The 23,995-nt window shown below is 59.4% G+C and carries 22 protein-coding genes; 12 read left to right on the top strand and 10 right to left on the bottom strand.

Annotated elements, in window-relative coordinates; translation table 11 throughout:
* Positions 1 to 9: 9 nt before the first annotated feature.
* Positions 10 to 1,356, bottom strand: a complete 1,347-nt coding sequence (locus KGB28_RS09300; RefSeq protein ID WP_223444367.1) for an MFS transporter — start codon at positions 1,354 to 1,356, stop codon at positions 10 to 12.
* A gap of 123 nt (positions 1,357 to 1,479) precedes the next feature.
* On the bottom strand, positions 1,480 to 2,322 hold the full coding sequence (gene pcaR / locus KGB28_RS09295) for a pca regulon transcriptional regulator PcaR (RefSeq protein WP_008054175.1): 843 nt from the start codon (positions 2,320 to 2,322) through the stop codon (positions 1,480 to 1,482).
* Positions 2,323 to 3,014: 692 nt separating this feature from the next.
* Here pcaR and KGB28_RS09290 point away from each other — a divergent pair.
* Positions 3,015 to 3,215, top strand: a complete 201-nt coding sequence (locus KGB28_RS09290; RefSeq protein WP_007986337.1) for a hypothetical protein — start codon at positions 3,015 to 3,017, stop codon at positions 3,213 to 3,215.
* Between the two features lie 376 nt (positions 3,216 to 3,591).
* Complete coding sequence (locus tag KGB28_RS09285) at positions 3,592 to 5,067, top strand: inorganic phosphate transporter (protein ID WP_223444365.1); 1,476 nt, start codon at positions 3,592 to 3,594, stop codon at positions 5,065 to 5,067.
* A gap of 273 nt (positions 5,068 to 5,340) precedes the next feature.
* Here the strand turns inward: KGB28_RS09285 and ccoM are convergent, their stop codons facing one another.
* From ccoM to KGB28_RS09275, 3 genes are all read right to left on the bottom strand, one after another.
* The gene (gene ccoM, locus KGB28_RS31630) at positions 5,341 to 5,451 is read right to left on the bottom strand and encodes a cytochrome c oxidase subunit CcoM (RefSeq protein WP_007976669.1); all 111 of its coding nucleotides are present in this window, start codon (positions 5,449 to 5,451) and stop codon (positions 5,341 to 5,343) included.
* A 143-nt stretch (positions 5,452 to 5,594) separates the two neighbouring features.
* Positions 5,595 to 5,756, bottom strand: coding sequence for a hypothetical protein (locus KGB28_RS09280; RefSeq protein ID WP_223444363.1), 162 nt, complete (start codon positions 5,754 to 5,756; stop codon positions 5,595 to 5,597).
* Positions 5,757 to 5,855: 99 nt separating this feature from the next.
* Positions 5,856 to 6,197, bottom strand: a complete 342-nt coding sequence (locus tag KGB28_RS09275; protein WP_007998360.1) for a hypothetical protein — start codon at positions 6,195 to 6,197, stop codon at positions 5,856 to 5,858.
* Positions 6,198 to 6,414: 217 nt separating this feature from the next.
* Between KGB28_RS09275 and rapA the strand changes: the two genes are divergently transcribed.
* Positions 6,415 to 9,261 carry an RNA polymerase-associated protein RapA gene (gene rapA, locus KGB28_RS09270; protein WP_223444361.1) on the top strand — a complete coding sequence of 949 codons (2,847 nt, stop codon included), beginning with the start codon at positions 6,415 to 6,417 and terminating at the stop codon, positions 9,259 to 9,261.
* 183 nt (positions 9,262 to 9,444) lie between these two features.
* Here the strand turns inward: rapA and KGB28_RS09265 are convergent, their stop codons facing one another.
* Positions 9,445 to 10,794, bottom strand: a complete 1,350-nt coding sequence (locus KGB28_RS09265) for a spinster family MFS transporter (protein WP_223444359.1) — start codon at positions 10,792 to 10,794, stop codon at positions 9,445 to 9,447.
* 360 nt (positions 10,795 to 11,154) lie between these two features.
* Here KGB28_RS09265 and KGB28_RS09260 point away from each other — a divergent pair, with 360 nt between their 5' ends.
* Positions 11,155 to 11,520 (top strand): YkgJ family cysteine cluster protein, encoded by a 366-nt coding sequence (locus KGB28_RS09260; protein WP_223444357.1) that lies wholly within the window; start codon positions 11,155 to 11,157, stop codon positions 11,518 to 11,520.
* 121 nt (positions 11,521 to 11,641) lie between these two features.
* On the opposite strand, the gene KGB28_RS09255 is transcribed toward KGB28_RS09260, so the two are convergent.
* The gene (locus KGB28_RS09255; protein ID WP_223444356.1) at positions 11,642 to 12,538 is read right to left on the bottom strand and encodes an NAD(P)-dependent oxidoreductase; all 897 of its coding nucleotides are present in this window, start codon (positions 12,536 to 12,538) and stop codon (positions 11,642 to 11,644) included.
* 196 nt (positions 12,539 to 12,734) lie between these two features.
* On the opposite strand from KGB28_RS09255, the gene KGB28_RS09250 reads away from it, so the two are divergent.
* Positions 12,735 to 14,933 carry a hypothetical protein gene (locus KGB28_RS09250; protein WP_223444354.1) on the top strand — a complete coding sequence of 733 codons (2,199 nt, stop codon included), beginning with the start codon at positions 12,735 to 12,737 and terminating at the stop codon, positions 14,931 to 14,933.
* 297 nt (positions 14,934 to 15,230) lie between these two features.
* On the opposite strand, the gene KGB28_RS09245 is transcribed toward KGB28_RS09250, so the two are convergent.
* Entirely contained in the window at positions 15,231 to 15,536 is a 306-nt protein-coding gene (locus KGB28_RS09245) for a DUF2288 domain-containing protein (RefSeq protein WP_046043985.1), read from the bottom strand.
* A 350-nt stretch (positions 15,537 to 15,886) separates the two neighbouring features.
* Between KGB28_RS09245 and KGB28_RS09240 the strand changes: the two genes are divergently transcribed.
* The 5 genes from KGB28_RS09240 to KGB28_RS09220 all read left to right on the top strand — a co-directional run bounded on the left by KGB28_RS09240 (position 15,887) and on the right by KGB28_RS09220 (position 20,889).
* A complete protein-coding gene (locus tag KGB28_RS09240; RefSeq protein WP_223444352.1) occupies positions 15,887 to 17,014 on the top strand; it encodes a branched-chain amino acid ABC transporter substrate-binding protein in 1,128 nt (375 codons plus the stop codon).
* 232 nt (positions 17,015 to 17,246) lie between these two features.
* Positions 17,247 to 18,170, top strand: coding sequence for a high-affinity branched-chain amino acid ABC transporter permease LivH (gene livH / locus KGB28_RS09235; RefSeq protein WP_223444351.1), 924 nt, complete (start codon positions 17,247 to 17,249; stop codon positions 18,168 to 18,170).
* The gene (locus KGB28_RS09230; RefSeq protein ID WP_223444349.1) at positions 18,167 to 19,423 is read left to right on the top strand and encodes a high-affinity branched-chain amino acid ABC transporter permease LivM; all 1,257 of its coding nucleotides are present in this window, start codon (positions 18,167 to 18,169) and stop codon (positions 19,421 to 19,423) included. Before livH ends, KGB28_RS09230 begins: the two co-directional genes overlap by 4 nt.
* A complete protein-coding gene (gene livG / locus KGB28_RS09225) occupies positions 19,420 to 20,187 on the top strand; it encodes a high-affinity branched-chain amino acid ABC transporter ATP-binding protein LivG (RefSeq protein WP_223444347.1) in 768 nt (255 codons plus the stop codon). The genes KGB28_RS09230 and livG overlap by 4 nt, the downstream gene beginning before the upstream one ends.
* Positions 20,188 to 20,889 carry an ABC transporter ATP-binding protein gene (locus tag KGB28_RS09220; RefSeq protein WP_223444345.1) on the top strand — a complete coding sequence of 234 codons (702 nt, stop codon included), beginning with the start codon at positions 20,188 to 20,190 and terminating at the stop codon, positions 20,887 to 20,889.
* A 196-nt stretch (positions 20,890 to 21,085) separates the two neighbouring features.
* On the opposite strand, the gene KGB28_RS09215 is transcribed toward KGB28_RS09220, so the two are convergent.
* The gene (locus KGB28_RS09215; RefSeq protein WP_046041267.1) at positions 21,086 to 21,994 is read right to left on the bottom strand and encodes a LysR family transcriptional regulator; all 909 of its coding nucleotides are present in this window, start codon (positions 21,992 to 21,994) and stop codon (positions 21,086 to 21,088) included.
* Between the two features lie 107 nt (positions 21,995 to 22,101).
* Between KGB28_RS09215 and KGB28_RS09210 the strand changes: the two genes are divergently transcribed.
* Positions 22,102 to 22,701, top strand: a complete 600-nt coding sequence (locus KGB28_RS09210; protein ID WP_223444343.1) for a short chain dehydrogenase — start codon at positions 22,102 to 22,104, stop codon at positions 22,699 to 22,701.
* Positions 22,702 to 22,713: 12 nt separating this feature from the next.
* Here the strand turns inward: KGB28_RS09210 and KGB28_RS09205 are convergent, their stop codons facing one another.
* Entirely contained in the window at positions 22,714 to 23,073 is a 360-nt protein-coding gene (locus KGB28_RS09205) for a hypothetical protein (RefSeq protein ID WP_223444342.1), read from the bottom strand.
* A gap of 176 nt (positions 23,074 to 23,249) precedes the next feature.
* Here KGB28_RS09205 and KGB28_RS09200 point away from each other — a divergent pair, with 176 nt between their 5' ends.
* Positions 23,250 to 23,918, top strand: a complete 669-nt coding sequence (locus KGB28_RS09200) for a COG3650 family protein (RefSeq protein WP_223444340.1) — start codon at positions 23,250 to 23,252, stop codon at positions 23,916 to 23,918.
* Positions 23,919 to 23,995: the final 77 nt, after the last annotated feature.

The following is a 23,995-nucleotide window of genomic DNA, read 5'->3' as shown; positions in this document are numbered from 1 at the left end:
GTGATGGCCTCAGGTCGCATCCGCATGACTGACCATGCCCTTGATCACCACCGCCGTGGTTGCCAGCGCCGCCGGAATCACCAGCGCCGTCAGCACTTGCTCGAAGTTCCAGCCCAGCCCCAGCAGCGTCGCGCCCATCCACGCCCCGAGGATGGCGCCGAAACGGCCGATCCCGAGCATCCATGACACACCGGTGGCCCGCCCTTGAGTCGGATAGAACCGCGCCGCCAGTGACGGCATTGCCGATTGCGCACCGTTGACACACATCCCGGCCACCAGCACCAGCGTCGCCAGCAGCGCGATGTTGCCCAGGCTCTGCCCTACCGCGTAGGCAAACACCCCGGCCAGCAGGTAGAAAATGCCGATGACCTTGTGCGGATTGAACCGGTCCATCGCCCAACCCACGCCTACCGCACTCAGCACACCACCAAACTGGAACAGCGCGCCGATGAAGGCGGCTTGCTCCATGCTCGCGCCACTGTCACGCATCAGGGTCGGCAGCCAACTGGTCAACAGGTAAACGATCACCAGGCCCATGAAGTAGGTCAGCCACAACAGCAAGGTGCCGGTGCTGTAGGTGCCGGAGAAAATCACCGCGAACACATTGCGTGCCTTCACGGTCTTCTGTTCCGGCACGCTGAAACTGGATGCCTGGGCCACCACCGTCGGGTCAATCGGCGCCAGTGCCTTGCGCACTTTGTCCGTACCGCGGTTGCGCACCACCAGGTAACGCGCCGACTCCGGCAACCAGAGCAGCAAAACGACGGCGAGGATCAGCGGTAGAATCCCGCCAATCAGCAGCAGGCTGTGCCAGCCAAAGGCCGGAATGAGCTTGGCCGAGATAAATCCGCCGCCGGCCATGCCGAGGTTGAAGCCGCAGAACATGCTGGTCACCAGCAGGGACTTTTTGCGCTCCGGGGTGTACTCCGACAACAGCGTGGTGGCGTTCGGCATGCCGGCGCCCAACCCCAGGCCGGTCAGGAAGCGCAACACCAGCAACTGATCGACATTGGTGCTGTAGGCCGAGGCCAGGCTGAAGGCGCCGAACAACAGCACCGCACCGACCAGTACGACTTTTCGCCCGAAGCGGTCAGCCAGAGGGCCGGAGCCCAGTGCGCCGAAGACCATGCCGATCAACGCCGCACTCATCACCGGGCCAAGGCTGGCGCGGTCGATACCCCAGTCCTGGGACAGGGCCGGGGCGATGAAACCCATGGCCGCGGTGTCGAGGCCATCGAGGAAGACAATCAGGAAACACAGGATCACCACGCGCCACTGGTAGCGCGAAATGGGTTGGGCATTGATGAAGGACTGCACGTCGAGGCAGTTACCTACAGCAGACTGAGGCTGGTTCATTATTTTTATTCCACGGATCGCAGTCGAACGGTGTCAGCAGATGCTGACGAAGCCGCGACAGTAATGATCCGCATGAAACAGCGTCAATTCGATAAACGCGACTCTGTGCGTTTATCGAACAGCTTAGGCAAACAGCTGGGCACTGAGGTCGCGGCTGGCGCTCAACAAACCGGGCAGGAAACGCTGTTCCAGCTCATTGCGGCTGACCCGCCCGGCATGGGTGCTGACGTTGAGGGCCGCAACTACCTGCCCGGAAGCGTCGTACACCGGGACGGCAATCGAACGCAGCCCTTGCTCGAGTTCCTGGTCGACGATGCACCAGCCTTGCAGTCGTACTTCTTGCAGGCATTCGAGCAATGCCTCGGGGGTGTGAATCGTGCGGCTGGTCTTGGCTTGCAATTCGGCGTGGTCGAGGTATTCGCCCAGCGACGTGTCATCCAGCGCGGCCAGCAGAATCCGCCCCATCGACGTGCAATAGGCCGGCAAGCGCCCACCCACCGACAGGTCCACCGAAATCAGGCGCTGGGTGGTCGCGGAGCGGGCGATATACAAAATGTCATCACCTTCCAGCGTGGCCATGTTGCAGGCCTCGTGCAGTTGCTCGCTCATGCGGTCCAGGTAAGGCTGGGCGGAAACCGCCAGCGGCGTCGAGGACACATAGGCATGGCCGAGGGTCAGCACTTTGGGCAGCAACGAATAGGTGCGGCCGTCGGTGGTGGCGTAGCCGAGTTTGATCAGGGTGTGCAGGCAACGGCGCACGGCGGCGCGGGGAATTTCCGTGCGGTGGCTGATCTGGGCGATGGTCAGGTGTCGTTTGCGCTCCTGGAACGCTTGCACCACGGCCAGGCCACGGGCCAGGGACGTCATGAAATCCGGGTCGCCGGTCAGTGCCTGGATCCGTTTGGCCGGTGAAGCAACGATGGGGGGAGCCACTGAAGCGAAGGAATTGCGCATTTGATCGTTCATACAAGGTCCTTTTACCCACTCGGATCAGCGACTATTACAAAGGGCCAGCGCCTGACGCTCAAGCCCGGCCTGTCAACTCCGTGCGATTATCGAACGCTCGACCGATAATCGCAATCCACTGTGTAAATTACCCAATCCGCCGGTGTCCGGTTTCTCGCTGACTCGCGACCCCATGTTTACGTCGACTCGACACAAGACTTAATGAGGCAATCCAATTACCGTAACTTGCCTGACTTAATGGCGTCAGAAAGGCATCGCAGCGATTTGGTATCCGTCGACGCTCTAGTTAATCGCAAAGTTTCGAGCAACAAAATGGTCACACACCAGGATTCACTTTTAACTCTTTGGAGATAGTGTTCTTCAAATCGGCCGCTATAATACAATTCAGTAGCGCTTCGGTTTTTTACTTGCCGAACCCGCTGCCCGGCAATGCGATGTTCCATCGCCGTTGCCCGTTGCAAGCGCCAGACTCGCATTGAACCGCCTTGTCAGTGCGCTTGCTGTAACAGGAAACTGAAGCTACGTCAGCTGTTTATCTCTGGTGTCGTGGCCGCCTGTGACATGGAAGTATTGATCACGTCGTTGCCAAAAAGCGATGCCTTGACGGGCATTGCCCATTCGACGAACGTGATCGATCGATTTGATGCAGCGCGTTTTCACCAGAATTTATCCCAACTCAAACAGGTAGCACTGTGACGAAAGACGAACTGCGCGCGGAACTAGAGCGCCAGGAACAACGTTACAAGGAAGTTTACGGCGGAGAAGTCACCACTTACGCCGCTCAACCCGAACCGGAACGCAAACCCTGGCGTAAACGCGCCACCGTTCAGGATCAGGTTTTCCAGCAAGAACTTCAAAAAATGGAAAAGGAACTCAAAGCTGAAGAGCCGTGACTGCTTTGGCCTGATCCTTACAAAGGCCTGCCTCTGCACCCGTTAAAAGCGGGATGTATTGATGCTGCCTTTCGCGCCCGCTATGAGCGGGCAGCGGCCATTACCGTCGTTGAATCAGGCAGATTTCCGGTATCTGACCTATTTCTCAGATTTTTCGCACAACCGTTCAAGCCCCTCTTACCGGGTCGTTAAGGTTTTGTGACAGCGTATTTTTTCAATAAAATCAATAACTTAAAAAACTCAGCAAAACCCTGGGTTTTCCGGTGCCGCGGCAAAAAAATTCGTTGAAGAATGTTACCGATGAGCAGCTAGTGCATTGATTAGCAGTCTTTTCTGGCATAATCGCGCCCCCTTATGACCGGGTCAGAAAACCTTCATGATCGATTTATTCAGCGGACTGGATGCTTGGGTGCTTGTGAGCCTCTTGCTCGCCCTGGCCTTTGTCCTCGCCTTCGAGTTCATCAACGGCTTTCATGACACCGCTAACGCGGTGGCGACCGTTATCTACACCAAAGCCATGCCGCCTCACCTGGCGGTGTTCTTCTCCGGGGTGTTCAACTTCCTCGGCGTGCTGCTGGGCGGGGTTGGCGTGGCGTATGCCATCGTCCACCTGCTGCCGGTAGAACTGCTGATCAATGTGAACACCGGTCACGGACTGGCCATGGTGTTCTCGTTGCTCGCCGCCGCCATCACCTGGAACCTGGGCACCTGGTACTTCGGTATTCCCGCTTCCAGTTCCCACACGCTGATCGGTTCGATCCTCGGAGTCGGCCTGGCCAACGCCCTGATCAACGACATCCCGCTGGCTGACGGTGTGAACTGGCAGAAAGCGATCGATATCGGCGCCTCGCTGGTGTTCTCGCCAATGGCCGGTTTCCTGATCGCCGCGTTGATCCTGATCGGTCTTAAATGGTGGCGTCCGCTGTCGAAGATGCACAAGACGCCGGAAGAGCGCCGCAAGATCGACGACAAGAAACACCCGCCGTTCTGGAATCGCCTGGTACTGGTGATCTCGGCCATGGCTGTGAGTTTCGTGCACGGTTCCAACGATGGCCAGAAAGGTATCGGCCTGATCATGCTGGTCCTGATCGGTATCGTGCCGGCCCAGTTCGTCCTTGACCTGAACAGCACGACCTATCAGATCGAGCGGACCCGCGACGCCACGCTGCACCTGAGCCAGTTCTACCAGCGTAATTCAGAAACCCTGGGCGAGTTCCTGGCCCTGGGCAAGAGCCTGGATGGCGATCTGCCGGAGAAATTCCGTTGCAACCCGCAACAGACCGAACCGACCATCACCGCCCTGCTCGGCACCCTCAAGGGTGTAGCCGACTACCACTCGCTGCCGTCGGAAAGCCGCATCGAAGTACGTCGCTACCTGCTCTGCCTGGACGACACGGCAAAGAAAGTCAGCAAGTTGCCAACGCTCGCCCCCCGTGAAAAGGCTGACCTGGACAAGCTGCGCAAGGACCTGACCACCACCACCGAATACGCTCCGTTCTGGGTGATCCTGGCGGTTGCACTGGCCTTGGGCCTGGGCACCATGGTCGGCTGGAAACGCGTGGTACTGACCATTGGTGAGAAGATCGGCAAGCAAGGCATGACCTACTCCCAAGGCATGTCGGCGCAGATCACCACCGCCAGCCTGATCGGCATGGCGAACATCTTCAGCCTGCCGGTTTCCACCACCCACGTGCTGTCCTCGGGCGTGGCGGGCACCATGGTCGCCAACAAAAGCGGCCTGCAAAGCGGCACCGTCAGAACCATCCTGCTGGCCTGGGTATTGACCCTGCCTGCCACCGTGACCCTGTCGGCCGGGTTGTTCTGGCTGGCATCGAAGGCACTTGGCAGCTGATAAGCAGCCAAACCAGAAAAGGCGCGCTCCGCAAGGAACGCGCCTTTTTTATTGCTGCCTACTTCCGACATTACACAATTAATGTGGGAGCGGGCTTGCTCGCGAAGGCGGCTTTACATTCAACGAAGATGTTGACTGATCCACCGCCTTCGCGAGCAAGCCCGCTCCCACAGTGGCTTTATGCACTCCAACAGTTTTTTGCAGGCAAAAAAAAGGGCAACCGAAGTTGCCCAAAATGCCTTGCGTGCTCATTACATCCAGAAAGAACTACGGTTATTTCCGCTTGTGCGAATCCTTCCAGATAAAAAGTCCGAACCCTGCAAAAAATACAAACATGAGGCTGACAGTCAGCACTCCGGCGATCACCACGTTGTCGAAAAACATGACGCGTCTCCTGTACTTGCCCTGTTGCGATAGGGCTAAGTTAACCAAACGGGCAGGAGAGAATATTGACCAGGATCAATGTCGCCCGAGACTGGGCAAGAGGAAGGGAGAAGTTTGACCCGCATCAATGAATGCGGGGGATTTCAGCGCTTTTTCGGTTTGTTTTTCGGCTTTTTCCCGGCCTTACCCAACGGCATGGCCTGCTCGAACGCCTGGCGAACTTCATTGAGTCGCTTGTCATTGAGGTCATGAACACGCTTGGCGCGTTCAGCATTGAGGTCAATCAGTTTGTCGTCTTGGCTCATGGCGGTCAGTGCATCGCTTGAAATGAGTTTAAGCCGTCGTAGCGTTCGGCAACCCTGCGCCAATAATGCGGCCTGACGGCCGCGCTGACCAGCCTGCGCTCAAATCTCGATATCGACCCACAGCCCCTGCCGCGGCTGATCTTCCATCAGCGGCGCCACCGGCACGGTGTTGTCGGCATTGAGCTCATCCCCGGGAATCGCCAGGTGCGCCTCAGGGTCATTGTCGGCTTCACGGCGGCGCCGTTCCTGCTCCTGCCTGCGACGCTGCTCCTCGCGCAGCACCAGCCCGTCCTCTTCAGGATTGCGCTTTTGCAGGTCGATGGTGCTTTCACTGGAGCTTTCCTGAACCGGCACCACCGGTGGAATATCCGGACGCTGACGGATCGGGTCGGTCTGTGAAGTGATCGGCACGGCACTCAGGGGGAGCATCGGTGGCAGCATGGTTTTCAGTCTCCTGTCAGCAGGCTGTCGGCTGCGGGGATGGCGTCTTGAGCCATCGGTCGCAAACTGTGACTCATTTGGCACTCATTAGTGCACCGGGCGGCGCGTCATGCACAGGTGGGCTAACGTATGACTGTGAGTTTTTCTGAGAGTCCTTTGGCCCTGAAGCCCTCATTCCGTTAAGATAGCCCGCTTTTTCAGGTGGGAGTCAGGCAGCATGGCGCAGCAGTATCAACCGGGGCAACGCTGGATCAGTGACAGCGAAGCCGAGCTGGGTTTAGGCACCGTTCTGGCACAGGACGGCCGCTTGTTGACCGTGCTCTATCCGGCCACTGGCGACACTCGCCAGTACGCGCTAAGGAATGCGCCCCTCACCCGTGTGCGGTTTTCGCCGGGTGACTCAATCACTCACTTCGAAGGCTGGAAGCTGACCGTCCGCGAAGTCGATGACGTTGATGGCCTGCTGGTTTACCACGGCCTCAACGGGCATAACGAAGTGGTCACCCTGCCGGAAACCCAACTGTCGAACTTCATTCAGTTCCGCCTGGCCAGCGACCGTCTGTTCGCCGGCCAGATCGACCCGCTGGCCTGGTTCTCCCTGCGTTATCACACACTGGAACACACCAGTCGCCAGTTGCAATCCTCCCTTTGGGGTCTGGGCGGCGTGCGTGCGCAACCGATCGCACACCAGTTGCACATTGCCCGCGAAGTCGCCGACCGTATCGCGCCACGGGTTCTGCTGGCCGACGAAGTGGGCCTGGGCAAAACCATCGAAGCCGGCCTGGTGATCCATCGCCAATTGCTCTCGGGCCGCGCCAACCGCGTGCTGATCCTGGTTCCGGAAAACCTGCAGCACCAGTGGCTGGTCGAGATGCGCCGCCGCTTCAACCTGCAGGTTGCGCTGTTCGACGAAGAGCGCTTCATCGAAAGCGATGCCAGCAACCCCTTCGAAGACACCCAGCTCGCGCTGGTCGCGCTTGAGTGGTTGGTGGACGACGAGAAAGCCCAGGACGCGCTGTTCGCGGCAGGCTGGGACTTGCTGGTGGTCGACGAAGCTCACCACCTTGTGTGGCACGAAGATCAGGTCAGCCCTGAGTATTCCCTGGTCGAGCAACTCGCCGAGACCATTCCCGGCGTGCTGCTGTTGACCGCGACCCCGGAACAACTGGGCCAGGACAGCCACTTCGCCCGTCTGCGCCTGCTCGACCCGAACCGTTTCCACGACCTGCAAGCCTTCCGCGCCGAGAGCGAAAACTATCGCCCGGTGGCTGAAGCCGTTCAGGAGTTGCTGGACAAGGGGCGCCTGTCGCCGCAAGCCCACAAGACCATCCACGGCTTCCTCGGCAACGAAGGCGAAGCCCTGCTGGCCGCCGTCAACGATGGCGACACCGAAGCCAGCGCGCGCCTCGTGCGTGAATTGCTCGACCGCCACGGTACCGGCCGCGTGCTGTTCCGCAATACCCGCGCCGCCGTGCAAGGCTTCCCGGAGCGCAAGCTGCACCCGTACCCGCTGCCGTGCCCGGACGAATACCTCGAACTGCCATTGGGCGATCACGCCGAGCTGTACCCGGAAGTCAGCTTCCAGGCCCAACCGGACGCCAGCGAAGAAGAACGCTGGTGGAAGTTCGACCCGCGCGTCGAGTGGCTGATCGATCAACTGAAGATGCTCAAGCGCACCAAAGTGCTGGTGATCTGCGCCCACGCCGAAACCGCCATGGACCTTGAAGACGCCCTGCGCGTGCGTTCCGGCATCCCGGCCACGGTGTTCCATGAGGGCATGAACATCCTCGAGCGTGACCGCGCCGCCGCCTACTTCGCCGACGAAGAGTTTGGCGCGCAAGTGCTGATCTGCTCGGAAATCGGCAGTGAAGGTCGCAACTTCCAGTTCTCCCATCACCTGGTGCTGTTCGACCTGCCGTCCCACCCGGACCTGCTGGAACAACGTATCGGTCGTCTGGACCGGATCGGCCAGAAGCACATCATCGAGCTGCACGTGCCGTACCTTGAAACCAGCCCGCAAGAGCGCCTGTTCCAGTGGTACCACGAAGCACTGAACGCATTCCTCAACACCTGCCCGACCGGCAACGCCTTGCAGCACCAGTTCGGCCCGCGCCTGCTGCCGCTGCTCGAAGAGGCCGACGATGGCGAGTGGCAAGCGCTGATCGACGAAGCTCGCACCGAGCGTGAGCGCCTGGAAGCCGAGTTGCACACCGGTCGTGACCGTTTGCTGGAGCTGAACTCCGGTGGCGCGGGCGAAGGCGATGCACTGGTGGAAGATATCCTTGAGCAAGACGACCAGTTCGCCCTGCCGATCTACATGGAAACCCTGTTCGACGCCTTCGGCATCGACAGCGAAGACCATTCTGAAAACGCGCTGATCCTCAAGCCGAGCGAAAAAATGCTCGACGCCAGCTTCCCGCTGGGCGACGACGAAGGCGTGACCATCACCTACGACCGTAACCAGGCGCTGTCCCGCGAAGACATGCAGTTCATTACCTGGGAACACCCGATGGTCCAGGGCGGCATGGATCTGGTGCTGTCCGGCTCCATGGGCAACACCGCCGTGGCGCTGATCAAGAACAAGGCACTCAAGCCGGGCACCGTGTTGCTGGAACTGTTGTATGTCAGCGAAGTGGTTGCCCCACGCTCACTGCAACTGGGCCGCTACCTGCCGCCGGCCGCCCTGCGCTGCCTGCTCGATACCAACGGCAATGACCTGTCGGCCCGCGTGTCGTTCGAAACCTTGAACGATCAGCTCGAAAGCGTGCCGCGTGCCAGCGCCAACAAGTTCATCCAGGCCCAGCGTGACCAACTGACGCCACGGATCAATGCCGGTGAAGCGAAGATCCTGCCGCGCCACACTGAGCGTGTCGCCGAGGCGCAGCGCCGCCTGGCCGCCGATACCGAGGAAGAACTGGCGCGCCTTACCGCGTTGCAAGCGGTCAACCCGACCGTGCGCGACAGTGAACTGGTAGCCCTGCGCAGTCAACGCGAACAAGGCCTGGCCATGCTCGACAAGGCTGCGCTGCGACTGGAAGCGATTCGGGTGTTGGTGGCGGGTTAATCCCCCTCTCCACCCTGCTTAAAAAGAAGGCCCGCAGCGATGCGGGCCTTTTTGTTTACTTCAATTTCAGTAGTGCTACTGATGGCCTCTTCGCGGGCAAGCCCGCTCCCACAGTGTCCGTGTCGTACACAGAATCTGTGAACACCACAGAACCTGTGGGAGCGAGCTTGCTCGCGATGGCGGTTAAGCAGTCACCGCAGTATTTTCTGGCTCAATCACTGCCACCAACCCTTCCTTCATCCGCTTGGCATCGCGCACGAAACACCGTGAAGCCAGGAACAGAAACACCACTGTGAACAACAGCGCCACCGGAATCAGGTACATCGCGTCATGCAGGCCGACCGCTTTAAACGCCTCAGTCATCTGTTGCGCACCCGCCGCGAGCATCGCCGTGTGGGCAAAGTGATCTGACAAGGCCCCGACCACCACCGGCCCCAGGCCACCGCCCAACAGGTACAGCCCGGCGAAGAACAGCGCCATCGCCGTTGCCCGCAACCGCGGCTCGACCACATCCTGAATCGCCGTGTACACGCAGGTGTAGAAGTTGTAGGCGAACAACCAACCCAGGCTAAACGCCGCAACAAACACACCGATCTCGATTCGCCCGGAATGCAGCGCCCACGCGGTGCAGACCGTCGAAATCACCAGGCTGAAGGCCGCAAACAACAGCCGCCCGTTGGCGACCCGTTGGTGAATCTTGTCTGCGATCCAGCCACCGAGGGTCAGGCCAACCAACCCGGTCACGCCAACAATAACCCCGGTGGCGACCGCGGCATCCTGCAACGGCATCAGGAAATACCGTTGCAGCATCGGCACCAGAAACGAGTTGCAGGCATAGGTGGCGAAGTTGAAACACAGGCCGGCCATCACCAGCCACAGGAAGGTCGGCACGGCCAACACACGACGGATCGGCCGATCGATCTTTTCCTGCGAAACCTGAACGCTCTCCGCGGCGCCGCGCTTCGGTTCCTTGATGAAAAACATGAAGATCGCCAGGATCAGCCCGGGCACCGCCGCTATAAAGAACGGCGCGCGCCAGCTATCGAAGGCCTTGACCATCGCGCCGATGGTGAAGAACGCCAGCAACAGGCCCAATGGCAGCCCCAACATGAAGATCCCCATGGCCCGCGCCCGGCGGTGAGCCGGAAACAAGTCGCCGATCAGCGAGTTGGCGGCTGGCGCGTAACTGGCCTCGCCGATACCGACGCCCATGCGCACGATCAGGAAGCTCCAGAAACTGCCCACCATGCCGTTGACGGCGGTCAACCCGCTCCACACCGCCAATCCCCAACCCATCAGCTTGCTGCGCGAGCCGGTATCGGCCATGCGCCCCAGCGGCAAGCCGGCAATGGCGTAGACGATGGTGAATGCCGTCCCGATGATCCCCAATTGGAAATCACTGAGGTGCCATTCCATGCGAATGGGTTCGATGATGATGGCCGGGATGGTGCGGTCGAAAAAATTGAACAGGTTGGCCAGGAACAACAGGAACAGGATGCGCCAGGCATTGGCCGCTTGGGTCGAGTTCTGCATGGGTCCGTCTCTTTTATTGTTTTTGGGGCGTCACTGCCCCCGGACTTTGCAATCTAGACAGGCCGGCCGCACCTGTCTTTCATTATTCGCCAGGCTGATACCAACCCATGGGGCGCACACTTTGTGGGAGCGGGCTTGCTCGCGAATGCGGTCTGTCTGATAAGTAGATGCTGGATGTGCCGACGCTTTCGCGGGCAAGCCCGCTCCCACAGAGGCGCAGCTTTCGCAGGGCGGGTATTTCGCAGCCCGTCCGGTCGATGAAAAATACCTTTGAGCCCCCCTTCCCAAGCCGTTGGCGAAGCCTAGAATAGCGGCCTTGTTTCCCCCCCTGTGTCTCCACTCCTCCTTAGATAATCGCCCATGTCCGAAGTCAGTCCGTGTCTGAATTGCGGTGCCTGCTGTTCTCATTTTCGCGTTTCATTTTTCTGGGGTGAGTGCGCCTCGTCCGGGGGGACGGTACCCGATGAGCTTGTCGAGCAGATCAGCCCCAGCCGGGTCGCGATGCTCGGCACCGGCTGCAAACCCGTACGCTGCACCAGCCTGGTGGGAGACGTGGGCAGTACGGTGCAGTGCTCGATTTACGAAAAACGCTCCAGCACCTGCCGGGAATTCGAGGCGTCCTGGGTCGATGGCCTGGCCAATCCCGATTGCGACGCGGCCCGTGCCGCTTTCGGCTTGCCGGCCCTGCAGCCCGCGTTCGAGACGCCTCAGAAGCAAATCGCCTGAGTAATAGCGCCAATCAATGACTTCGGCACCGGCGACTCATCCCTGCTGAGCCGGCCGGTGCCACTGGCCGAGTTGCATCCGGTGCTGAACGAAATCAACCAGCGCAAGCACGCCTACACCGTCACGACGCTGAGCCTGGCTCACGGTACATCTGCACTAATGTAGACGGGTCTTTCTCAAGGAAACCCTGACTCCCATGCAGGCGCATCAATTGCGCGGCCAGACCGCTGATCGGTGTCGCCGAGCCTTGTTCACGGGAAAACTTCACCGCTGTATCCAGATCCTTGAGCAACGTGCGCACATGCCACTTGACCGGCTCGAAACGGTTTTCCGCCATCTGCGGGGCGAGGATCTGCAAGGGTTTCGAATCGGCAAAGCCGCCGGCCAGCGCTTCGGCGATCAGGCTGGCATCAACCCCGGAACGTTCCGCCAGCGCGACCACTTCGGCAATCACCAATGCATTGCAAGCGACGATCATCTGATTGCACGCCTTGGTCACCTGCCCTGCCCCGACGCCGCCCATGTGTGTCACACGCTGCCCCAGGTTCAACAGCACAGGCCGGACCCGCTCCAGATCCTGTACGTCACCGCCGACCATGATCGCCAGGCTTCCAGCCTCGGCACCGACCACGCCACCGGATACCGGCGTGTCGAGCCAGCCCATGCCGGTTTTACCGGCGAGTTCTGCGGCCATTTCCCGCGTGGCATTGGGCTCCAGGCTGGAGAAATCCACCAGCAGCTGGCCTTTTTTTGCTCCCTGCACAATGCCTGCCGGACCAAACACCACCTCGCGTACGACCGACGTATCCGCCAGGCACAGCATCACCACGTCAGCGTGCTGGCACAGCTCGGCCGGGCTGGCGACCTGGTGCGCGCCCACCTCCGCCAGCGGCTTGCACTTGTCCGGATTGCGATTCCATACCGCCAGCGGATAACCCGCGGCCAGCAGGCGCCGGCACATCGGCAGCCCCATCAGGCCGATCCCGGCAAACCCTAGCGAAGGTAGCGTTGACATCATTTTGCCTCTTCTTGATTAAAGATCACCGAATATTGGCCGATTCATCATGACTTAGGAAAGGATTCACCCCGAGCAATGCTCAGGCTAACGACCAAGGCATGGTCCAGGTACGCGCTGAAAAAAGACGCGATTGTATTCCGTGACGGTTCGACGACAGCGAGTCGGCCAACCAATCAGCCCAGGTAGATGGCGAACCATGACTTCTAAAAACAACCCGGCCACTGCGGTAACCGATCTGACGTTGAGCCCCGCGGCCAACAGCCCGTCATCACCGAAGCCATTGATCCAATCACGTCCGTTGGCGACCCAGCAATACCTGTACTTCACCGAAACCAACACCGACCGCATCCTCGACAACCTCGACGGCCTGCGCGACATGGTGTTCCCGCGCGCACCACACCTGGAAGGCGACAGCGAACAGCACAGCGATCAGGAGTTCCCGTCGGTGTGCCTGATCGGCCTGGGCCGCTGTGGCTCGAACATCGCGCTGGACGTGGCGGAGCTGGTGTACAACGCCCGCAAGTTCTACCTCAACGAATTCAACAACGAAGATCGCCTGTCGCCGGACAAGCGCTTTGCCGAAAAGGGCTACAGCCCGGCCCAGTGGATCCGCAACAACCTGCGCCTGGGCCAGAACAAAAACACCAAGCCGGTGTTTCTGGTCGAGCCGCTGGTGATGCTCGGCGACCTGGACAAGGACATCGCCGGACGCATCCGCTTCTCGCGCAAGGGCGAAAAAAGCGGCTTCCTGCGCGACTACAGCAAGATGAAAATCATGGATCTGTCGGAAGTCCACGCCGGTGGTGCCGGCAACGCGCCGATCCTCGGCCAGTACCTGGCCAAGATCATCCTGAACAAGGACACCCAGCGTTTCTCCAGCCCTGACTGGAAAATGATTCACTCGTATCTGATCGACAGCTGCGGCATCAAGGCCAACCAGTCGCGCCTGTACTTCTCGATCTTCAGTGCCGGCGGTGGTACCGGTTCAGGCATGGCCTCGGAGTTCGGCCTGGCCCAGCAGCACTCGTACATGAACAAGACGTTCGACACCAAACCGATGGACGAGCACGACAGCAAGAGCGGCCACTCCTTCGTCTTCGAACCGATCTTCACCAGTGGCATCTGTGTACTGCCGAACATTTGCGATCACCGCAGTGAAATGTCCGAGGCGTTGCACATCAACGCCGGCCGCCTGCTGTGCAAATACCTGTCGGAAGAGTGGGACTTCTCCTACAACTTCGCCAACGAAGACAGCAGCGAAGCCAGCGTCATGGGCCGCATCCGCCCATGGAACGCGATGATGCTGATCTCCAACGACATCATGCGTTACGCCGAAGAGAACGATGACGGCAATATCCAGAACATTGATGTCAATGCCATGGAAAAGCATGCCAACCAGTACATCTCGCAGCAGATCTTCAACATTCTGACGGCCCAGGCGGTGACCACCGACTACGACCAGAACTATTTCCGTCGCGCCGGCATCGACATCGGCGAAACCATCCGCCTGGACGCCAACGACCTGTTCATGAGCCTGGCCGGCCCGGTGGCGATTGCCTACGCCGAGTCCGTGGTGCCGGAAACCCCGCCGCCGAGCAGCGACAAATTCAAGGTGTTCGAGAAAGAGCCGCAGCGCCTGAACATCGATGACCTGTTCTTCCGTTCGATCGACCTGCCGCACTTCAACAAGGTCACCCAGGCCATCGAAGGCATCAGCCTGTTGCCGATCGAATCCAAGCGCTATCGCGCGTCGCTGGAGCAGTACAAGAACTCGGGTTACGACGCGGCGGCCCTGCACGACCTGCACTTCTTCAAGAATTGCTCGTCGGTGGTGTCGATCGTTTCGTTGCCGAAGGACTACAAGCTGTCCTACATGGATTTGAACCGGCTGAAGACTCATCTCAACAGCCTGTTCCCCAACACCACGCTCAAGCGCTACGCGCTGGTGATCGGTGCCTCGGCCAACCTGTCGCTGACCACCCTGATCGCCAAGAGCCCGTGCCTGTCGGACGACTTCCTGACGCTGATCGTGGCGTTCATCAAGCGTTGCTTTGCGAAAAACCCGTACCGCTTCGACGAGACCCTGGACAACTCGATCCTCGACTTCATCATCAACGAACAGTTCGACGAAGACCGGATCGACGAGTTGCTCAACGAATTCGAGAACCCGGCGAAGATCCTCGATACCAACTGGTACGCGATCAAACCGATGTACGAGAAGAAGTACCGTGAGCTGATCAACGACAAGGAAAAATTTGTCTCGATCAACGACATCCGCCTGTCCCGGGATTGCGTGAAGAAATCGATCAAGTACCTGCGCGAGATCTACCGTCACCGGATCGGCAAGACCAAGGTTATTTCGTTGAATAACCATACGGGCAAGACCGCTCACTAAGCGTCACCCCATTCGCGAGCAAGCCCGCTCCCACATTCGACATCATTCCTTCTGGAAGAACACGGTTGAATGTGGGAGCGGGCTTGCTCCGGGCGGCGATCCGACGAAGGCGACCTCAAAATCACCACAACTCAACATCCAGAAACAATTGAGCAGACGTTCAGTTGCCCCCTCAACTGTTCCCGTTACGTTTACGTCACCGTGAAGCTGTGGCCTTTCTCTACGGCAACATGCCATCACGCTACTCGGCTACACACTTTTTCCCTTGAAAGGACCGCACCAATCAGGTGCAACCTTTTAAGCCTGCGCCCTTTCCTGGACCAGAATCCACGGCGAAACAACCACGGCCCACAACTGCGGATCACGCTCGAAAAGATCCAGTGCCCGCGTCTCAGACAGCTTGGCGAGCTTGTCAGCGGCCAGCCAGGCAGCCACTTTCTCCCCTTCATCCTGGGCCACGGCCTCGGCGGCGGCGATCAAATCCAGGCCGGGATCGACCCACAATAGGGCACCCTTGGCGAAGAACGGCTCCAGCTCTTTCCATGTAATAGATGCGGTTTCACCAAGCAGCTTGGCATAGAGGGTGCTAGGTTCTTGATTCATGGGACTGTCCGGAAAAGAAATCGACGCGAATGATAACGTCGGTGGCCGGGCAGAAAAACCCGGATGCAATTGAGTGATCGAAATGAAAAGCGCAGGAAAGCCAGGGAATGCACTGAATCCGGCTATAAGCCCCTCAACACCCCGCCGCAATTCTGTCTTTTTCTTTCAATAAAGCGACACTTGCAGGTTTTGTCCCCCGGCGCCGCCTTCCCAGGCTGACAATCGGCGCTCTACACTGTACCGGTACAGTTGCCGAGGGGCTTTTCCGGGGAATGTCGCAGATATCTGACCCGGTTCTGCTGCTTTCGGCGCCAGGACTATAAAAACTACAACAGTAAGAGTGGAGCACTATGACTAAGGCTACTAAGCAGATTTCCAAACTGTTTGCCGCTATGGTTCTGGCCGGGGTTGCCAGCCATTCGTTCGCAGCTGACACCATCAAGATCGGCATTGCCGGCCCTAAAACCGGCCCTGTAGCCCAATACGGCGACATGCAGTTCAGTGGCGCCAAAATGGCCATCGAACAGATCAACGCCAAGGGCGGCGTAGACGGCAAGAAACTCGTAGCCGTTGAATACGATGACGCCTGCGATCCGAAACAAGCCGTTGCGGTCGCGAACAAGGTCGTCAACGACGGCGTCAAGTTCGTGGTCGGTCACCTGTGCTCCAGCTCCACTCAACCGGCTTCGGACATCTACGAAGACGAAGGCGTGATCATGATCACCCCGGCTGCCACCAGCCCGGACATCACCGCCCGTGGTTACAAAATGGTGTTCCGCACCATCGGTCTGGACAGCGCCCAGGGCCCTGCCGCCGGTAACTACATTGCCGACTTCGTAAAACCGAAGATCGTTGCCGTCCTGCACGACAAACAGCAATACGGTGAAGGCATCGCCAGCGCCGTGAAGAAAACCCTGGAAGGCAAAGGCGTCAAGGTTGCCGTGTTCGAAGGCATCAACGCCGGCGACAAGGACTTCTCGTCGATGATCGCCAAGCTCAAGCAAGCCAACGTCGACTTCGTCTACTACGGCGGCTACCACCCGGAGCTGGGCCTGATCCTGCGTCAGTCTGCGGAAAAAGGCCTGAAAGCCAAGTTCATGGGTCCGGAAGGCGTGGGTAACGACTCCATTTCGCAGATCGCCAAAGACGCTTCCGAAGGCCTGCTGGTGACCCTGCCGAAATCCTTCGACCAGGATCCGGCCAACGTTGCCCTGGCTGATGCGTTCAAAGCCAAGAAGGAAGATCCAAGCGGTCCGTTCGTGTTCCCGTCCTACTCGGCTGTGACCGTGATCGCCGACGGCATCAAGGCTGCCAAGTCCGAAGACACTGCCAAAGTGGCTGAAGCCATCCACGCTGGCACCTTCAAGACGCCTACCGGCGACCTGAGCTTCGACGAGAAAGGCGACCTGAAAGACTTCAAATTCGTGGTTTACGAGTGGCACTTCGGCAAACCTAAAACTGAAGCCAAGCCTCAGTAAGGCGTTGCCTGACTGACTGCCAACAAAGCCCACGGCGTGCCGTGGGCTTTGTTTTACGAACGTATTGGGCCGCGCTGGCGTGATCCGCCAGTCTCCCCACCTGAAAATCTCAAAACCGTCATCAGCGGTTCGCTGGCAAACCCCGAATTCGAAGTGGATGCAGATCCACGGGGCTCGGGCGGGAAAATGACTCCACCAGTGAAATGCGTATCAGGTTTTTAGGAGCGCTGTAATGCCTGACATCTATCACTTCTTCCAACAGCTGGTTAATGGTCTGACCATTGGCAGCACGTATGCCCTGATCGCCATCGGCTATACGATGGTTTACGGCATCATTGGAATGATCAACTTCGCCCACGGCGAGGTATACATGATTGGCTCCTACGTGGCGTTCATCGCCATCGCCGGGCTTGCCATGCTGGGACTCGACAGTGTTCCGCTGTTGATGACCGCCGCTTTCCTGGCGACCATCGTCGTCACCAGTGCCTACGGTTACAGCATCGAACGGATCGCCTACCGCCCCCTGCGCGGCAGCAACCGTCTGATCCCGCTGATTTCCGCCATCGGCATGTCGATCTTCCTGCAGAACACCGTTCTGCTGGCGCAAGACTCCAAGGACAAATCCATCTCCAACCTGATTCCGGGCAACTTTGCCTTTGGGCCAGGTGGTGCACATGAAGTGCTGATTTCCTACATGCAAATCGTGGTGTTCGTGGTGACCTTTGTCGCCATGCTTGGCCTGACGCTGTTCATCTCCCGTTCTCGCCTGGGTCGCGCCTGCCGCGCCTGTGCCGAAGACATCAAGATGGCCAACCTGCTGGGTATCAACACCAACAACATCATCGCCCTGACCTTTGTCATCGGTGCGGCGCTGGCGGCCATCGCGGCCGTGCTGCTGAGCATGCAATACGGCGTGATCAACCCGAACGCCGGTTTCCTGGTCGGCCTCAAGGCCTTCACCGCCGCGGTACTGGGTGGTATCGGCAGCATCCCCGGCGCCATGCTCGGCGGGATCGTGCTGGGAGTGGCGGAAGCCTTTGGTGCCGATATTTTCGGCGACCAGTACAAGGACGTCGTGGCGTTCGGTCTGCTGGTTCTGGTGCTGTTGTTCCGGCCAACCGGCCTGCTGGGCCGTCCGGAGGTTGAGAAGGTATGACTAGGAATCTTAAACAGGCGCTGTTCAGCGCTTTGCTGGTGTGGGCCGTGGCCTACCCGGTACTCGGTCTGAAGCTGACCATCGTCGGCATCAACCTCGAAGTTCATGGCACCAGCGACGCCACCCTGATCACCATCGCGGTGTGCTCGGTACTGATGTTCCTGCGTGTGCTGTTCGACCAGCAGATCAGCTCGGCCTGGCGTTCTTCGCCAAGCATGCCGCTGATGCCGGCCAAGGCCAGTAACTTCCTGACCCTGCCGACCACTCAGCGCTGGATCATCATCGCGCTGATCGCCGGTGCCCTGGTCTGGCCGTTCTTCGGCTCTCGCGGTGCGGTGGATATCGCCACGCTGGTGCTGATCTACGTGATGCTCGGCCTCGGCCTGAACATCGTGGTCGGCCTGGCCGGTCTGCTCGACCTCGGTTACGTCGGCTTCTATGCCGTCGGCGCCTACAGTTATGCCCTGCTGTCACATTACTACGGCCTGAGCTTCTGGATCTGCCTGCCGATCGCCGGGATGATGGCGGCCACTTTCGGCTTCCTGCTCGGTTTCCCGGTACTGCGCCTGCGCGGTGACTACCTGGCGATCGTGACCCTGGGCTTCGGTGAAATCATCCGTCTGTTCCTGCGTAACCTGACCGACATTACCGGCGGCCCGAACGGCATCAGCAACATCGAGAAGCCGACGTTCTTCGGCCTGACCTTCGAACGTAAAGCCGCTGAAGGCCTGCAGACGTTCCACGAGTACTTCGGCCTGGAATACAACTCGATCAACAAGGTGATTTTCCTTTACCTGGTCGCATTGTTCCTGGCGCTGTTCGCACTGTTCGTCATCAATCGCTTGCTGCGCATGCCCCTGGGTCGTGCCTGGGAAGCGCTGCGTGAAGATGAAATCGCCTGCCGTGCGTTGGGTCTGAACCCGACGATCATCAAGCTTTCAGCCTTCACCCTGGGCGCCTGCTTCGCCGGTTTCGCCGGCAGCTTCTTTGCCGCTCGTCAGGGCCTGGTGACACCGGAGTCCTTCACCTTCATCGAGTCGGCGACCATTCTTGCCATCGTCGTGTTGGGCGGCATGGGCTCGCAATTGGGCGTGGTGCTCGCAGCCACGGTGATGATCCTGCTGCCGGAAATGATGCGTGAGTTCAGTGAGTACCGCATGCTGATGTTCGGTGCCTTGATGGTACTGATGATGATCTGGCGCCCTCAGGGTCTGCTGCCCATGCAACGTCCTCACATGGAGCTGCGCAAATGAGCCGCGAGATCCTTAAAGTAGAAAACCTGAGCATGCGCTTCGGCGGCTTGCTGGCGGTCAACGGCGTAGCCTTGAGCGTGAAAGAGAAACAAGTGGTGGCATTGATCGGCCCCAACGGCGCCGGCAAGACCACCGTGTTCAACTGCCTGACCGGCTTCTACAAGCCGAGCGGCGGCAGCATCCTGCTCGATGGCGAATCGATCGAGGGCCTGCCCGGCCACAAGATCGCCCTCAAGGGCGTGGTGCGTACCTTCCAGAACGTGCGACTGTTCAAGGACATGACCGCGGTCGAGAACCTCTTGATCGCCCAGCACCGTCACCTGAACACCAACTTCCTGTCCGGCCTGTTCAAGACCCCAGCGTTCCGCAGAAGCGAACGCGAGGCCATGGATTTCGCCGAGTTCTGGCTGGAAAAGGTCAACCTCAAGGAGTTCGCCAACCGTCCGGCCGGCACCCTGGCCTACGGTCAGCAACGCCGCCTGGAAATCGCCCGCTGCATGATGACCCGTCCGCGGATCCTCATGCTCGACGAACCTGCCGCCGGCCTGAACCCGAAGGAAACCGAAGACCTCAAGGCGCTGATCAGCGTGCTGCGTGAAGAGCACAACGTGACGGTGCTGCTGATCGAACACGACATGAAGCTGGTCATGAGCATTTCCGACCACATCGTCGTGATCAACCAGGGCACCCCCCTGGCCAATGGCACGCCGGAACAGATCCGCGACAATCCTGAAGTGATCAAAGCCTACCTGGGGGAAGCGTAAATGCTGCAGTTCGAAAACGTTTCCACCTTCTACGGCAAGATCCAGGCCCTGCACAGCGTCAACGTCGAAGTCCGCCAGGGCGAGATCGTGACCCTGATCGGTGCCAACGGTGCCGGCAAGTCCACGCTGCTGATGACGCTTTGCGGTTCGCCGCGGGCCCACAGCGGCAGCATCCGCTACATGGGTGAGGAACTGGTCGGCCAGGACTCTTCGCAGATCATGCGCAAGAGCATCGCCGTGGTACCGGAAGGTCGCCGGGTGTTTTCCCGCCTGACCGTGGAAGAAAACCTCTCCATGGGTGGTTTCTTCACCGCCAAGGGCGATTATCAGGAACAGATGGACAAGGTTCTCGGACTTTTCCCACGCCTGAAAGAGCGCTTCGCCCAGCGCGGCGGCACCATGTCCGGCGGCGAACAGCAAATGCTCGCCATCGGCCGTGCGCTGATGAGCAAGCCCAAGCTGTTGCTGCTCGACGAGCCTTCTCTGGGCCTGGCACCGATCATCATCCAGCAGATCTTCGACATCATCGAACAACTGCGCAAGGACGGTGTGACCGTGTTCCTGGTCGAACAGAACGCCAACCAGGCGCTGAAAATCGCTGACCGCGCCTACGTTCTGGAGAACGGCCGGGTAGTGATGCAAGGCACCGGCGAAGCACTGCTGACCGACCCGAAAGTGCGCGAAGCGTACCTCGGTGGTTGAGCCATTGCGGTAAACAAAAAAACGGCCTTCGGGCCGTTTTTTTATATCTGCCACAACCTCGCTAACAATGAAGATCCATTGTGGGAGCGGGCTTGCTCGCGAATGCGGGGCATCAGCCAACATTAAGGCTGAATGTGAAACCGTATTCGCGAGCAAGCCCGCTCCCACAGGGTTTGTGTCGTGCCAGGCTTTAACGTTAAAGCCGATCCAACACCTCCCCACTACGCTTGAACCACCCAATCAAATAATCCGCCAATACCTGCGTACGCTTGGGCAAACCGCCCTGATACGGATGCACCAGGTACATCGGCATGCTGCGGGTCTGATAATCGCGCAGCAGCCATCGCAAACGCCCGTCAGCCAGCTCCGTTGGTAAACAGTAGGACGGCAGGCGCGCAATACCGGCGCCGACCAGTGCGGCTTTCTTCAACAGGTTGTAGTGGTTGCTGGCGAACGGCCCCGACACCCGCACCCGCAATAGCTCGTGCTGCTGGTGATACAGCCATTCTTCGCGGCCGCTGTAATGGCTGTTGAGCAGGCAACGATGCTCGGCCAGCGCTTGGGGAGTTTGCGGTTCACCGTATTGCTCCAAGTAGGCCGGACTGGCACAGGTCAGCTCTTGCCACGCCAGCAGTGGGCGCGCCACCAGTCGCTGGTCAATGGCCACGTCAGAACGAATCGCCAGATCGAAGCCGTCGCGGGACAGTTCGCGGTAGCTGTTGTTGAGCTCCAGTTCGATCTGTACCTGGGGATACTTGGCGGAGAACTCCAGCAACAAGCCATCGAAGAAGGTTTCCCCGAGCGACACCGGTACCGTCATCCGCACCGGGCCGGCCATGTCGTCCTTCAGACGCGCCAGGGCCTGGCGCGCCCGCTCGACTTGCACCACCAGCGCCTGGGCCTGTGGCAACAACGCAGCGCCGGCCGCGGTCAGACTCAAGCGGCGGGTGGTACGTTGCAACAACACCACGGAAAACTGCGCTTCCAACTGGCTGATGCGCTTGGACAGCTGGCCTTTGCTGCAACCGAGCTGCTGCGCCGCCAAGGTGAAACTTCCCGCTTCGATCAGTACGGCGAACGCGGCCAGGTCATCCATCTCGCTCATGGATTGTTTCCATTTGAAAACCAAAGGTTGCCTATTAGTGCGCTTATCCGGAGAAAAAACCACCCTAAACTGATACCTCGTTCAACCCACTACGAGGATCACCTTTCATGAAAATTCTTTTGATCGGCGCAAACGGCACCATCGGTTCGGCAGTCGACAAGGAACTGTCGCAACGCCACGAAATCATCCGTATCGGTCGCACCAGCGGCGACTTTCAGGTGGACATCAGTGACAGCGCCTCGATTCGCAAACTGTTCGAGCAGACCGGCAAATTCGATGCACTGGTGTGTGCCGCCGGCAACGTGACCTTCGCACCGCTCAACGAAATGACCGAAGAGAGCTTTGCCCTGGGCCTGAAAGACAAGCTCATGGGCCAGGTCAATTTGCTGCTGATTGGCCGCGAGTTCGCCAATGACGGCGCTTCGTTCACGCTCACCACCGGCGTACTGAGCCACGATCCGATCCGTAGCGGCGTTTCGGCTTCGCTGGTCAACGGTGCACTGGACAGTTTTGTCCGCGCCGCCGCCATCGAGCTGCCACGCGGTCTGCGGGTGAACTCCATCAGCCCGACTGTCCTCGTCGAAGCCATGGGCAGCTACGCCCCGTACTTCCGTGGCTTCAAGCCGGTTCCTGCGGCGGATGTGGCCTTGGCCTACGCCAAAAGCGTGGAAGGCCTGCAAACAGGACAGACCTTTCACGTAGGCTGAGACGCTAACAACTCAATCGATCAGCGTGGGCAACAGGTCTTTGGCGACGGCTCTGGGGATCGACATTCTGAACTGGGGGCCAATCACCTCATGCACGGTAGAAGTAGTGATCTTCCTTCCGTTGATGGCAAACGTTAATCGTTGGCCTATCGAATCACGCATGACCTGCTGCATTCGCTCGGTGGCTTCGGGACTGAGCGTGACATTCAAGGTCAAGGCATCCGGGCGGGGGGCGTTGATATCCTTCAACAACAACTCCATCCGGATGAAGTCAGTTGTCGAGGAGAAGTTGAATTCCGCAGCCTGGGTGCCCGCGGCCCCCACCATGACCACGAAAAACACCCAGAATTTCCAGGCCAGAGACTTCTTCATGACTCACCCTCGCAAAATGAAGGCCGCAGCTTACCTTTTGCAGCCTACTGCCCGGGGCAGCAACAAAGTACAAAATGTTGCAGGAAACCGCCATCAATCCGGCGACGGACGAACACGAGTCTTGTGATGAACGGTCTGGCTGAGTAACGTGGCGGCACCTGTCAGGAGACCCCAAGATGCGTGTTGCCCGTTCCTTAGTCCTCGTTGCCCTGCTTCCGCTGTTCGCCGCTTGCCAGTTGTTCGAAGGCGAGCGGCAGAACGCCTCCCATGTCGGCCAGACACGCATGCAAGGCCAGTTGACCGCGGCGGACGGCAAACTGCTGTTCCAGCCGTGCAACCAGGCAAACCGCTACGTGGTCAACGACACGGGCGGTACCAGCGTCCTGCAGCAGGCCGCAAACCTGGCGGACAAGCAGGGCAAGCTGTTTGCCGACGTGCGCGGGCGGGTTGTGGCCGGCAGCGGCGGTGACGGCCAGCTCGATCTGGAGCAGTTGTACCGCGTCGAGCGCTCGAGCAACGCGTGCGAGGATCCGAATTTCAAGCTGCTGATCCTGCGCGCCGCCGGCCACACCCCGGAGTGGAGCGTGAAAGTCAGCGGCAAAGGCATGGTCCTCGACCGGGCCGGCCAGCCGCCGCTGGCCGTGCCTTACGTCGAGGAGCAACTGGGCGATGGCCGTTTCAACCTCAGCACCGAAGCCAACAACCAGCACATCGAACTGTGGGTTGCACCGCAACGTTGCGTCGACAGCAGCACCGGCAGCATCCAGCACATGAGCGCCGAACTGCGCATCGACGGCCAGGTGCAGCGCGGCTGCGGGTATTTCGGCGGATCGCGCGACGACTGATCGTTTAAGCCTCACGGGCCTGCGCCTTTGAGGCTTATAATCGCGGGCTTCAAACGCCCTGGCGCAGTTGTGCGCCC

The sequence above is a fragment of the Pseudomonas sp. BF-R-19 genome (genome assembly GCF_019956445.1).
In the GTDB taxonomy this organism is placed as follows: Bacteria; Pseudomonadota; Gammaproteobacteria; order Pseudomonadales; family Pseudomonadaceae; genus Aquipseudomonas; species Aquipseudomonas fluorescens_BH.
This window is presented reverse-complemented; position numbering and strand designations above follow the sequence as displayed.